This is a genomic window from Pseudoflavonifractor sp. An187, assembly GCF_002160275.1.
In the GTDB taxonomy this organism is placed as follows: Bacteria; Bacillota; Clostridia; order Oscillospirales; family Oscillospiraceae; genus Enterenecus; species Enterenecus faecium.
In genome coordinates, this window is the sequence record NZ_NFKG01000014.1 from 1 (window position 1) to 13,429 (window position 13,429).

Below are 13,429 nucleotides of genomic sequence, written 5' to 3' on the forward strand. Positions count from 1 at the left end.
CAAATGCCTGGGATGGAAAACTCCTGCGGAAGTCTTTTATCACCAGGTGTTGCACTTGACTTGACAATGCGCCCGATGAGAAATGGGGGAAAGAATCGCCAAAGGCGGGTCCTTCCCCCGCCTTGTGGAATCCACCCTGCTGGTACTGGCTGCTCCTGCGTCCTTCTCTTTCTGGCCCTTGGACCGGTGGGATCACATAGATGGCCTGGCAACTCTAAAGGAACTGCTTTCTTCTCTGGTAGATGTGACTTCTACCGCCAGGGCCTTCCTCTGGCGAGCAGCTGTTCCCAGCTGCCGGTGGACTGGCTCCCGGCGGTGGCTACACCGCACCACCAGAGTAGGCCCGGACGGGGGAACCGCCCAGCCATAGGGCCAGCTGCCATGGTGGCCTGGTGTAGTGGCACTATAGGCGCCACCGTAAAGGTGACGGGCCGAAAACGGGCTTGACGCACATCCGGTCCCGTACCCCAAGGGGGGTACTTAGGGGGGAACGCCCTAAGCGGGTTTTGGTTCCTTTTGCCCGAACAAAAGGAACCCCCAGCGGGTAGCGTCCCCGCCAGACTGGCAAGGCTACTCCAGCGAAGAGCAAAGAAGTGTGTTCCTAATCGGAGCACGGGGACTGGAAAAGACACATAAAAACTTGGGAGCGGCTCAAAAAGCCGCTCCCATCTCTCTATTCGGTGCGAAAAAAGGAGAGCAGCGAAACTTTCGTCTCGTTGCTCTCCATATCGATGTCAGCGCATCCGCAGCAGCCGCTCGATGCGCTTGTAGAGCAGGGTGGTGAGCACCGACACAATCAGGCCCTTGAGCAGGTTAAAGGGCACCACGGCAAAGAACACCAGGGTGGACACGCTGTTGATCATGCCATTGACCGCCGTGCCCATGGCCACCAGCTGGTCCAGGGGCAGGCCGTAGAGGGCGGAGAAGGCGGGGAGCAGATACACCGCGTTGAAGAAGCTGCCGAAGGCAGCCATCACCACCGTACCGGTGACCATGCCAGCGATGGCCCCCTTCTTGGTCTTAAAGCGGTGATAGAGGGTGGTGGCGGGGAGAATGAAGGAGCAGCCCACCACAAAGTTGGCAAAGTCGCCCACGAAGGCGGTGGTGGTGCCCTTGAGCAGCAGCTTGAGGATGATCTTCACCAGCTCGCACACCACGCCCGCCACAGGGCCCAGGGAGAAGGAGCAGATGAGCACGGGCACCTCGCTCAGGTCAATTTCATAAAAGCTGGGAGCAAAGGGCAGGGGAAACTCCAGGTACATCAGGATGGCGGCCATGGCGGCAAAGATACCGATGTACGCCGCCCGCCGGGCGCCCTGCTGACGGGGCACCTTCAGCCAAACCCGTTCCACCAGCATGGCCACTACAAACAGGGCCACAAATACCCCCAGGCATACCAGAAGATACACCACATTGTCCTGTGCGCTCGCCCACAGGTCCGTCAGGTTGTTCCACATAATAAAAAAACCTCCAAATGATATTGAGACGCCCAAACGCCAATGCCGTTCAGGCGCAACAACCCACTTGGAGCTCTTGCACATCCTCTTCCATCCGGACTCTAACCGTTGGTCCCGGAGTTTCACCGGGTCAGCCGCAGAACCAAGGCTCTGCGGGTCGCGGACTATACCGCCAGTGGGGAATTTCACCCCGCCCTGAAGACATGGTATTCACTTGTCTCTGCCCGCTATTATAGCACAGTGCTGCTAAAAAGCAAGCTGTTTTTCTCAGCAGCCTTCCCAATACCATTGGATGCAGAATCTGTTCACCGTGCTACCTCGCATTCTCATACTATGCAAAAGCAAAGATCATTCATCCAGCAGCCGGGCGTCAACAACCGCACAAAAAGCAGCTCTTTCCTCCGAATTAACAGAGGAAAGAGCTGTTTTTTGTGTTTTTTACATTTTTAACACGTTTTTTCTGTCAATGTTCCACAATATCACGATTTAAATGGAAATAGAGCCCTTTTGCCGACATTTTGCTCCAAGTATTTCCAGGCGTTTTTCGCCTGTTTTTGACATTTTATACAATGATCCACTTCTATGATAAAAAGATTTCCCTGGGCCAAAATGCCCAGGGAAATCTTTTTATCATACGATTCGGGTACAAATCACTACATAGCGGTAGGTGTTGGTGGGATAGGGGTGGCAGGTGATGAGAGTGAGTAAATCTTCGCCTGAGCGAATAGATAGGCACTCCACCTCGTCGGGATTCACCACCTGGATTTCTGATACTTCATACTGCAGAGTCTCCCGGAAATTCTGGACCTGCACCACGTCCCCCAGCTCCAGCTTCTGAATGTTGCGGAACATGGGAGCCTGGAAATACCCCCGGTGCCCTGCCAACACACAGTTGGTGTTCTCCCCTCCGATGGGATAGGAGGTATTGGTCATGTGGGCAGCACCCAGGGTCATATTTCTGGGGTTGGCCCCCAGATAGATGGGCAGCTCAATCCCCATTTTATCTATGGTGAGATAGCCGATCACACCATCTTCCAGTCCATACTCAGACAGGTCAATGGCGGGCTGTTCATAGGAGAAGGGGTCCACCAGCTGGGGCTGGTGCTCTTCATAGAGCCGCTGATTTTCCTCCGCCAGCTTCTCATACAGCTCTTCCAATCTAGGGTCTGGCTCCTGGGCTTCTTCTGGGGCCACCTGTTCCAAGAAGCTCTCCTTTTGTCTGGAAACCTCTTGGGCATAGCGGAAGGCGGTAAAGCGGGGATAGAGCAGAACACCAGCCCCCACCAGAACCAGTACCAGGCCCAATATGAAGACAATCCGTCTCGCCTTATCCCTCACGGCGTTTTTTCCTCCTTCTCCACACGACGATACCTACAATCAAGCCCACGCCTACCACAGCGCCGGGAATGTAGTACCACAGGTAGGTGAAGTCCAGGGTCCGCAGGGTTACTTCATCCTCCTGCTGCTCCATCTCCGGGTCATACTCCACCCGGGTACCTCGCACCAACAGTCGGTGGGTATTGACCGCATAGGGGGTACAGGTCACCAAGGTCACCAAGTCTTTGTCTGCCTCTGCCACCAGATTTTCCAGCTCATCCGGCTCCACCGTGGTGATCTGGTCCACCTGATAGGCGTGGACCTCGTCCAGCACATGGATATAGAAGTGGTCCCCTATCTCCATCTCGTCCAGCCGGGTGAACAGTTCCGCGCTGGGCAGTCCCCGGTGTCCGGTAAGAACGGTGTGGCGGTTGAGTCCGCCAATGGGCAGAGCGGTGACCTCCATATGCCCGATTCCCTTGGCCAGCACCTCCTCGCTGGTACCGTGGTACACCGGCAGAGATAGGCCAATTTTTGGGATTTCCAGGGTGCACATCACGTCGTCCAGAGCCAACACGTCCTGATAATTGTCCGGGATGGCGTAGCCACTGCCAGGGATAAAGGGGTCATGCACCGGGTCGCCCATCAGGTTTTCATTGTACTCTATGGCCTTCTGCCACTCCTCTTCCAACGTCGCCTCGTCCAAGCTGTTGACCAGATTGGCGTGGGACGTGATCATTTCCCGATGGCTGAGGTCGGCAATGAAGTTGCTGATGGCGGGGTAGAAAAAAATCCCCGCCCCCAGCACCAACAGCACTAACGCCAGAATGAGGGGCACCTTGGCTCCCTTTCTCTCTCTCTGTCGGTTCTCCTGGGGTTGTACACTCATAAATTGGCTTCCTCCGTGATATGGGAAGGGCCGGGGCGTGGGACGCCCCGGCTCCTTGCTTGCGATTTTTGCTTCGAAGAGGAATTAGTCCTCTGCCTTCTTCTTCTTCAGGGTCACCAGCACCAGAGCAGCGCCGCAGGCCATGATGACCAGGCCGCCAGCGGTGAACAGCACGGTGCCCATGCCGCCGGTGGTGGGCAGCTCAAAGCCGGGCTTGGCATTTCCCAGCTTGAAGCTGATGACTTTTCCATTGACCGTGGTGGCATCGGTAACAATCATAGTACCATCAACCTTGGAAGTACCCTGATCCAGCACACCATCTGCACCATCAGGATCGCCGCCGGTGGCATCGGTCATGGTAATTTTGGTGATAGCATCATCCTTGGGCAACTGGTAACCATCGGGGGCCTTGGTTTCCGTGAGGGTATACTCACCCACATCCACACCCCAGAGCTGAAGGGTACCGTCATCGGCCACCACCAAAGTAGTGACGGGAGTCACGGGCTCGACGAACCCCTTCTCACCGTACTTCACATAGATGCCCTCACCAGTCTTTACAAACTGAATTTCCTCTCCATCAGCATCTTTCAGAGTGAACTCTGCTCCAGCCAGCGTAGAATCCGGGTCAGCGGCATCCACCTTGGTGACATTAATACCGTAGGTATACACTTTCTTATCTACAGTCGTCTTCTCGTAGGAATCCTCGTCATAGGGGTTGGTGTTGACACCCACATAAGCGGTATTGCCCACTTCATCAACGGTAAAAGCACCCTCATTTAAGGTACCGGTGTACACAACATGGACATAGGTGGCTTCTTTATCCCCATCCTTCAGAGCTTTCTGCAGGGCATCATAGTCGAAGATCAAATCAAAGCCGTTACCATTTTTAACAACAGTATAAATAATATCCGTAGCAGGTAGCAGATCGTCATCGACATAGGTATCGGCATTGGTGTTAGCATAAACCTTCACGGTGGACACGCCGTCAAAGTCCAAGCCTGCGCCCATAGTATCGCCAATCTTGAAAGTCTTGTAAATGACCTCATTGGGGCCAGCCTCAGGATATACAGGAATCGCCACGTCCAGACGGTAGGTCACGGTGTCGCCCACAGCATAGCCCAGGTCGCTGTTGTCGCCTTTCTCGCCCTCCACGTTCTTATCAATGCCGCCCTTGCTCTTGAGCACCACGGTAGCATCTTCTACATACCAAGTCTCACGGGTAAATTCACTATCAGGAGCACCAGCATCGTGGTCACCCCACTGAGGATATAAGGTGGCGACAGCAGGATTGTAGGTGTTTCCAGCCTTGGAAGTAGTCACCAGGTACTGCCCCATGGCCACGTCGGAGATGGTGGCAGAAGTGCTTTCCAGCTTGACAGTCTTAGCAGCCGTACCGAGCTTGCCGCTGCCTTCCAGATCATGGTAGAATGCGCCCAGAATAGCAGCATCCGCTTCGGAAAACGCCTTAGTCACCTCATACGTATAAGTAGTAGTCGTTCCTTCCTCAGCCTCTGTTTTATGTTCGATAACCTTCGCATATTGAGGATACAGCATGGCTACCCACTTTCCCACTGCTTCCTCCCAGGTATACACAGGGTCCTTGGGCTGAATGGAACCATTGGCATTCACCATGTTCACATTGATGATTTTGTAGAGGCTAACCTCGGCACCTACATCGTTGGCCGAACCGGTAATGGTGATACTACCAGTCTGGGTGGTGCTGGTGATAGGAGCTGCAAAGGCCCCCATAGTGGCCATGGACAGCACCATCGCCACGGTCAGACACAGCGCAAAGAGCCGTGCCATCGTTGATTTCATCGTTTTCATAGGTTTCTCCTTTCTCAACTGCTGGGTATATATTTGTGTACAGGTTTTACACTGCCTGTGTCACACAACATAAAGAAATTAGAGGAATTCGCTTCGCCTGCGGGGAGAACTCCACATCCACCAGCAGGCCAAAACTAGGCCTGTAAACATCAGCAGACCGCCGCCAATGCGGAAGTCCTCGCCTCCGTCACCACCGGTAATGGGAGGATTGATGGGCTTGTAGTTCATAAGATAGTAGGTATTTTCACCACTAGCTTCTTTTGCAATCGCCATGGCCGGGGTATCCATCGTAGCGTCCTCCGTGGACTGGATCACAAAGGTTCCCACTTCGCTGCCTTCATCTCCAGAAATATCCACCGTCAAATTCCATTGACCTGTTGGCAACTGGTACCCTTCTGGGGCCTCTGTCTCTACCAGCCGGTAATGCCCTTCCTGCAAGTTCTCAAACCGAGTCTCACCCTGAGCATCCGAGATAGCAGTGACGGGGTCTTCCCACACATCGGAAAGATTGTTCAGGTCGATCAACTCCTTGGAATCCTCAGCCCAGTTTTCCTCTTTTCCATCATAGTGGTATAGCACAAACTGTGCTCCCGGCAATGCGATAGCCTTGGACAAATCTTCTGAGCTAAAACTCAATCCATCCACTTTTGTAAAGGAATATGGAACCATAGGTACATAGAGTTTATTGGTATAAGCTACCGTCTCCACCCGATCAGCTTGAATAGTTCCTGTGCAAGTATAGACGCTTGTTTCCGCCTCAGCGGTTCCTTCACCATTGTTAGTCGCAGTCTCTCCTCCAGCCGAGGTGGACTGGGTGACACTCACTTTATAGTCCTCGCCATTATAAATGTTCAACTCTGAATCGGGATTGGGGTCTTGCTCAGTCACCACATAGGTATAGCCAGCTGGCAGGTCATGAACGGTAATGCTCTGTCCATGCTTGAGAACCACCTGGGCTTTTCCGTCCACAAATGTTATCTTCTCTTCTCCCGGCTTCAAACTGGGCTCTGTACTGGGTTGCACCACACTTCCACCATTTGCGGATGTTTCATAGGTGCCGTTGAGGTTCGCTCTTGTACCAGAATTTTCATAGAATACGTTGATGTCGAAAACAAACTCTTGGTTCTCCACTTTCTCCAACATATTACCCGTTACAGTCTTAGAGATAGACAAATCACCTGTAAGCACAGGAAGGCTCACTACGCCGTTGTTACCCAAGTATCCTAGGGCATTGCCCGGTTCACCATCGCTGCCATACGGAGGTGGTGCTTCCCTCTGTTCGGCATTCTCTGTTTCAATGTAGATCGGATACCGATAGGTTTCAGCAGTTTCACTGAGATTGTTTTCATCGCCTTTATCCATAACATCGTCACAATCGCTATTATGGTGGTGTTCAGGGTCATCTTTCTCATCCACCGTGCAATCACGGAATTGGTACCTGGATTCTGCTTCCAAATACAGGGGTCCATCTTCTGGATTAGGCTGGACATCCTCCAAATCATAAATGCTGGTCACCGGAACAGCCTTTGTCACGATTTCCGTCCCGTCATAATAGGTTATCTGCACATAGAGATCCCCGTTCTTGTCTTTGGCCGGAATCGTACATTCTTTATCCGCATACACCGGGGTATCCTTTTGGACATAGTAGAAGGGATTGGTATCTGCAGCTTGGAAATAGACATAGGCATTACCTACGGTTTTTCCCACCCCTGCCTGATCTTCCGCGTAGCCAGTGTATAGATTGGGGTTGAACCGAATACTACCATCTTCATTGGTGTGATTTTTGATATATTCACTGCTCAGACGACTGATGTTTGCATATCTTTGATTGTTAATCGTCGTAACGACCTCATCCCGTAGACTGACGGTGTAAAACAACCGTAAAGGTGTGTTATTTTTACAGACATTCTCCTTTACTGTGCCATCCTCGTTCAGGGTCACATAATTTGTTCGCAAAGGAATAAGCGTAGCAGGGACTTTTACTTCCAGAGTCTGGTCATAGGGGTACTCCGTATTTGTGGTAACCGTAATAACTATATCAATGAATTCTTGATAATCATATACGGGACTATCTAGACCTCCATAATATGTATACGTAGTTTTATTCCCGCTGTTTTGAGTATCTTTTATGGTAAAAACGCTCCCTTTGTATACTAGCTCACGCATAGCGGTTATCTGCATATATTGACCAATGTGATCTACATAAGTAACATAACCGCTATGTGCAGGATCCCCTTCTACCTGGGTGGGAACAGCACCAGAAACTACTATCTGATTTAATACCTGCTGAAAAGCTTCAGCAATATTCTCGGAATTCTTAGCCGAAAAATAGGCATCATTGTAAAACAATGAATTTACATCTCCCGTGGGCGGATGAGTGAATGTGTATTTTCTTTCCCCATAACCAACGGTAATATCTGCGCCAGTTTGGTAGAGCTTCCATTGATCCCATACTTCTTTCAGTCCAGAGGTCACTACCTTATCCCATTCTTTAGGATTCAGTGTAACTTTCGCCATTTCCCTGTCTATGGTATTCGTCCAAGACTCCTCACCTACACCTACAGTGTAAACTTTCATGTCCTGCCTATAGTGCTGTGACACACGCTGTTTTTGATAGGCTGCATTCATAACAGCCTTGAAAGCATCCAATCCACTAAAATTTATATCGCCATCGCCGCTTACCCCACTAGGATTCCACCAATCTGTAGCATCGTCACCAGATGCAGTAGGGGCACCATCAGACATCAGCATCAGAACTGGATATCGAGTCTGTCCAGAAATTGTAGTAATATCATCATCAGGAACGCTCAACAACAAATCCATTCCTGCATCAATGCCCATATGAATGTTGGTCCACTGTCCCATTTTTGCAGACGCTTCTATTTGTTGTCCACTGCTGTTCATAACCGCTACATCCAAGCAGTCGCCTGCTTCACTCAAGGTAAAATAATTCTCTGCGTTTTTTACCATTGTATAGTGGTCCAAAAGCAGCAAAACCTGAGCTTCATCACTATAGGTTACTACACCGATTCGGTTGTCTGGATTCCCTGTCATCAGAGTGTGAACAGACTGATTGAGAGCCACCACCGTCTCTTTGATCTTATCTCCCTTCATAGAGTCCGACAAGTCAATGACGAATACCACGTCCAGCGGTACTTGGGACTGGCCCTCTACTACCGTAGTCGATGCTAGCAGGGAATAAGATATGAGAAAATCATCGCCTCCTATCTCAATCGTTTCAGTGTCCTCTCCTTCAGATGAGGAGGAAGATTCAACCGTCGCATCACCAGTATACACTGTTTTATCCGCCCACACTCGGCCGTTAAACCGAGTAGAACTGGGGCTACCCAGAGCATCCTCATAATCCTTTGATGCATTGGTGGGTGGGTCCGAAAAGCGTTCGCCTGCTTTGGCGGCACTGCCTCCCATGGGTTTGATCGCCTCCACCAACAGTCCCATGGCAAACACCAGGACCAGCAGCAAAGCCGGTACCATCCACGGTCTCTTCCGTATACGCTGTCGTATGCGCTGCATCATCCTCAACCAACCCCTTTCTCTTAGGATTTCACAGACGCAGTATATTTGGTTAGTACATTTATTTGTGTATTTTTCAGAAAATTTTTCATGCCATTCATACCATCTTGCCCTATAATCATTCCAGTTTCATATGCGTCCCCAGTCTAATCTGTCGCTGACCTTTTCGACAAACTGCAGACAGCACGTAGAGTATGTCTTTCGACATGCTCTTTTCACCAAACGGCGTGAATACTATACCATACTATGCAAGAATTATCAACGCATCGAAGGTAATTTTTTCTTAAAATTTGAAAACAATAACACTTTTGTCACATTCCATCTTTTATATGTCCGTTTCTCATGGACAAAGTGCTGAAAGTCAGCATTCTATTTCTTGCAAAATCCAAGGAAATATTTTCTTGTTAATTTGCTGTTTCCTACTCACCGTTTTTCTTAAAATTATATAATATCAACTATTAGTTTCTATATAAAACATTTTGTCAATATATAAAAACTTTCATTAACTACAAAAAAATTTTACTCTCTAAAAGTACACCTTTTGATTGACTAGATTGTATCGGAAAAATCTGGTAGATTTTATGTAATTTTCATGAAATATGCTTGCAGAGATTGAATTTTTACCCATTGTATGCAATAATTATTAATACCTGCCTATTCCAAAAGGTGTACTTTTTGGTAAGCTAAATTTTATTCCTGTCGGTGGCAATCTCGTCGCCTGCGATAGAACGTAGACTGGCTGATCTGGCACAAATCCAGTACATCGGACAAGGACAGCTGTTCTCGCTCCCAGGCCTGTACCAGCGCCTCAAAATTGTCCGGCAACTCCTTCTCCGGCCTGCCAAATCGTACCCCTCGGGCCTTGGCTGCAGCAATCCCCTCCGCCTGCCTCTGGCGGATATTTTCCCGCTCATTTTCCGCCACAAAGGACAGCACTTGCAGGACGATGTCACTGAGGAACGTCCCCATCAAGTCCTTGCCCCGGCGGGTGTCCAGCAGAGGCATGTCCAGCACCACAATATCAATTCCTTTGCTCTTGGTGAGAATCCGCCATTGCTCCAGAATCTCCGCATAATTGCGCCCCAGGCGATCAATGCTCTTAATGTAGAGCACATCGTCTTTTTTTAGCTTTCGTACCAGCTTTTTGTACTGTGGACGCTGAAAATCCTTCCCGGATTGCTTGTCAATGAAGATATTCTCCTGGGCAATGGACAGCTGCTGAATGGCCAGAAGCTGCCGGTCTTCATTTTGGTCTCGGCTGCTGACTCGTATATATCCATAGATGTGGCTCATTGAACTCTCTCCCGTCTTTCAAGCATTGTAGTATAGTTCTGCTCAAAGGTACGGTAAAAATTCAGTCGTATCTCTGCAATTTCTGGTTAAAAAGGCGCTGAACCAGGCCTATGGCCCGATTCAACGCCTATGCAAAAAATATACAGGGACTGCCCTGCATTTTCCATGCAGGGCAGTCCCAATTGTTACACTTCCATGATCACAGGGAGGATCATGGGATTGCGCTTGGTCTTCTTGTAGAGGTAGCCAGACAGGTTCCCCTTGATCTCAGATTTGATGGTAGACCAGTCCCGAATGTGCCGATCCTGGCAGCTGTCCAGGGCGTCCACCGCCACCTGGCGCAGCTCGTCCATCAGGGCCTCAGACTCCTTGACATACACAAATCCACGGGTAATGATGTCGGGTCCAGAGATGACCTGTCCGTCCTCGGCGGACATCGACACCACCACCACAATCATGCCGTCCTGGGCCAGGTGCTGGCGGTCCCGGAGCACCACAGCGCCCACGTCGCCCACGCCGTAGCCGTCCACAAACACCTTTCCGGAGGGAACGGTGCCGTTGATGCGGGCGTTCTTCTGGGTGATCTCGATGACCTTGCCCACATCGCTGATGATGATGTTCCGGGGGTCCATGCCCATGCTCCGGGCCAGCTTGGCGTGGGTCTTCAGCATGCGCTGCTCACCGTGGACGGGGATGAAATACTTGGGCCGCACCAGGGCGTGGACGATTTTCAGCTCGTCCTGGCAGGCGTGTCCGGAGACGTGGAGGGGCAGCTCCCGCTCATTGACCACCTCGGCATCCCGGCGGTACAGCTCGTTGATGACGTTGCCAATGGCGTTCTCGTTGCCAGGAATGGCGGAGGCGGAGAGAATCACCCGATCCCCAGCCTGAATCTCCACCTGGCGGTGGGTGTTAAAGGCCATGCGGGTGAGGGCAGACATGGTCTCGCCCTGGCTTCCAGTGGTGATGATACACACCTTGTTCTTGGGCAGGCCCTTGATCTGGTTGACGTCCACCACGGTGCCAGCGGGCACCTGCATATAGCCCAGCTCGGTGGACACCCGCATCACGTTCTCCATGCTGCGGCCCGTCACCGCCACCTTGCGGCCATACTTGGCGGCCACGTTGATGATCTGCTGGATACGGTCCACGTTGGAGGCGAAGGTGGTGACGATGATGCGCTGGTCGCAGCCCCGGAACAGGGCTTCAAAGGAGGCGCCCACGCTGGACTCGCTCTTGGTGAAGCCGGGACGCTCCACGTTGGTGGAGTCGGCCAGCAGCGCCAGCACGCCCTCCCGGCCCAGTTCACCCAGGCGGGTCAGGTCAGCCATACCGCCCTGGATGGGGGTGGGGTCGATCTTGAAGTCGCCGGTGTGAATACACACGCCCAGGGGGCAGCGGATGGCGAAAGCCACCGCGTCGGCGATGGAGTGATTGATGTGGATAAACTCCACGGTGAACTTGCCGGCCCGCACGGTCTCCCCGGCCTCGCAGGTGATGAGCTTCACCTTCTTGTCCAGGCGGTGCTCCTCCAGCTTGAGGCGGATAAGCCCGGCGGACATGCGGGTGGCGTAGATGGGCACGTTCACATCCCGCATCAGATAGGGAATGCCGCCGATGTGGTCCTCGTGGCCGTGGGTGATAAAGATGGCCCGAATGCGGTCCCGATTCTGAATGAGGTAGCTGAAGTCGGGAATGACCACGTCCACCCCGTACATCTCGTCATCAGGGAATCCCATGCCCACATCCACGATGATAATGTCGTTGCCGTACTCATAGGCGGTGATGTTCTTTCCGATCTCGTTGAGACCGCCCAGAGAGATAATTTTCAATTTTTCTGCCATAAATACTCCTTTACCAGTAATAACCTATACTTATCTTGTTTCATGCGTATTTATGGGCCTGTGGGCACACTCCCCCCTGGGGGTCCGGACCGCCCACCTCCCCTTGAGATGAGTGTGCCCGGAATGCACGCTGTGTTACCGCCAAAAGGGCAAATTGTCCCCCTTTTGGGCGCAGGAGAAAAGCGCCGTCGTCCACCCCATCTCTCTGGCCCTGTTTCGCCAGACAGATGAGGGGGCGGCCGCCTCACCCTGCGCTATGCACCGCTGTGTGGTTGTCTCTATCCGAAGCGCGCCCACGAGCCACGCTTTACGCCGTATCAAAACCGCTCAACTCCCTCGATGGGGAGGAGCTTGTTCAAGAAAGTATATCATATTCTCATGGCAAAGTACAGTATTTTTTGTCTGCCCAGCCAGTCCCGCCGCTATGCGTGGGTAGGGGCCGGGCTTGCCCGGCCCGCCAGCCCCCTGGCATTTCCCCAAGAAATTCGGGAGGGGCAAGCCCCTCCCCTACGCCACCCCCCAAGAAATGCACAATGTTCAGGGCCTGCATTATTCGTTATTCATTCATCATTATTCATTATTTTGCCCTTGCCAGGGTCAGCCCGATGACCTTCTCCGCCCCGGCGATGCGCAGGCAGGCGGCGCACTCGGCCATGGTGGCCCCGCTGGTGACCACGTCGTCCACCAGGACCACCTGTTTCCCCGTGAGGTCGATTCCCTCCCGCGCAGTATAAGCTCCCGTCACGTTGGCCTGTCGGGCGGATGAGGAGGTAATGCGGGCCTGCTGCTTTGTATCCCGCACCTTCTCCAAGGCGGACACCACTTCCACGCCCAGGTTCTTCCCCACCTCCCGGGCCAGCAGCTCACACTGGTCAAAGCCCCGTTGTCCCCGACGCCGCCGGGTCGCAGGCACCCAGGTGATACAGTCCACCTCCTCGCCCCACTGGTCGTGGAGGCACTGGGCCATGAGGGTGCCAAACAGCCGGGCGTGGATTTGCCCGCCCCGGAACTTAAACTGCTCCATTCCCCGGCGTACACTCCCCCGATACCACAGCGGGGAGAAGCACCGGGCACAGAAGTCCACCTGTTTCCCGACCTCCAGCTGCCAGGGAAGGGTCTTTTGGCACTGGTGGCACAGCCCTTCCTCCTCCCACACCTCCAGCACACGGCCACAGAAGGGACAGCGGGGCGGATAGATCAAATCCAACACCAGCTTCACCAGATTCATCTCTATGCCACCCCGCTTTGCGTCGAATTACGTCGAATGG

8 protein-coding genes and 1 riboswitch are annotated in these 13,429 nt (G+C 52.4%); all 8 genes read right to left on the bottom strand.

The features are described 5' to 3' along the window. Positions 1 to 734: 734 nt before the first annotated feature. The gene (locus B5F22_RS07450) at positions 735 to 1,457 is read right to left on the bottom strand and encodes an ECF transporter S component (RefSeq protein ID WP_087369477.1); all 723 of its coding nucleotides are present in this window, start codon (positions 1,455 to 1,457) and stop codon (positions 735 to 737) included. Between the two features lie 78 nt (positions 1,458 to 1,535). Further along, a riboswitch (FMN riboswitch) is annotated at positions 1,536 to 1,664 on the bottom strand. A 423-nt stretch (positions 1,665 to 2,087) separates the two neighbouring features. Then, complete coding sequence (locus B5F22_RS07455) at positions 2,088 to 2,795, bottom strand: class C sortase (RefSeq protein ID WP_143482205.1); 708 nt, start codon at positions 2,793 to 2,795, stop codon at positions 2,088 to 2,090. Then, positions 2,785 to 3,663 (bottom strand): class C sortase, encoded by an 879-nt coding sequence (locus tag B5F22_RS07460; protein ID WP_087369475.1) that lies wholly within the window; start codon positions 3,661 to 3,663, stop codon positions 2,785 to 2,787. Before B5F22_RS07460 ends, B5F22_RS07455 begins: the two co-directional genes overlap by 11 nt. Positions 3,664 to 3,747: 84 nt before the next feature. After that, entirely contained in the window at positions 3,748 to 5,490 is a 1,743-nt protein-coding gene (locus B5F22_RS07465) for a SpaH/EbpB family LPXTG-anchored major pilin (RefSeq protein ID WP_087392083.1), read from the bottom strand. Positions 5,491 to 5,568: 78 nt separating this feature from the next. Further along, positions 5,569 to 8,973 (bottom strand): SpaA isopeptide-forming pilin-related protein, encoded by a 3,405-nt coding sequence (locus B5F22_RS07470; RefSeq protein WP_158096645.1) that lies wholly within the window; start codon positions 8,971 to 8,973, stop codon positions 5,569 to 5,571. Positions 8,974 to 9,714: 741 nt separating this feature from the next. Next, the gene (locus B5F22_RS07475; protein ID WP_087369472.1) at positions 9,715 to 10,317 is read right to left on the bottom strand and encodes a recombinase family protein; all 603 of its coding nucleotides are present in this window, start codon (positions 10,315 to 10,317) and stop codon (positions 9,715 to 9,717) included. Positions 10,318 to 10,502: 185 nt separating this feature from the next. Further along, complete coding sequence (locus B5F22_RS07480; protein ID WP_087232184.1) at positions 10,503 to 12,161, bottom strand: ribonuclease J; 1,659 nt, start codon at positions 12,159 to 12,161, stop codon at positions 10,503 to 10,505. A 577-nt stretch (positions 12,162 to 12,738) separates the two neighbouring features. Continuing rightward, positions 12,739 to 13,389 carry a ComF family protein gene (locus B5F22_RS07485; protein WP_087392084.1) on the bottom strand — a complete coding sequence of 217 codons (651 nt, stop codon included), beginning with the start codon at positions 13,387 to 13,389 and terminating at the stop codon, positions 12,739 to 12,741. Positions 13,390 to 13,429: the final 40 nt, after the last annotated feature.

Bases quoted from the DNA above. Each gene is read 5' to 3' on its own strand.
- B5F22_RS07450 (WP_087369477.1), bottom strand. From the start codon at position 1,457: ATGTGGAACAACCTGACGGACCTGTGGGCGAGCGCACAGGACAATGTG.
- B5F22_RS07465 (WP_087392083.1), bottom strand. From the start codon at position 5,490: ATGAAAACGATGAAATCAACGATGGCACGGCTCTTTGCGCTGTGTCTG.
- B5F22_RS07485 (WP_087392084.1), bottom strand. From the start codon at position 13,389: ATGAATCTGGTGAAGCTGGTGTTGGATTTGATCTATCCGCCCCGCTGT.
- B5F22_RS07475 (WP_087369472.1), bottom strand. From the start codon at position 10,317: ATGAGCCACATCTATGGATATATACGAGTCAGCAGCCGAGACCAAAAT.
- B5F22_RS07480 (WP_087232184.1), bottom strand. From the start codon at position 12,161: ATGGCAGAAAAATTGAAAATTATCTCTCTGGGCGGTCTCAACGAGATC.
- B5F22_RS07460 (WP_087369475.1), bottom strand. From the start codon at position 3,663: ATGAGTGTACAACCCCAGGAGAACCGACAGAGAGAGAGAAAGGGAGCC.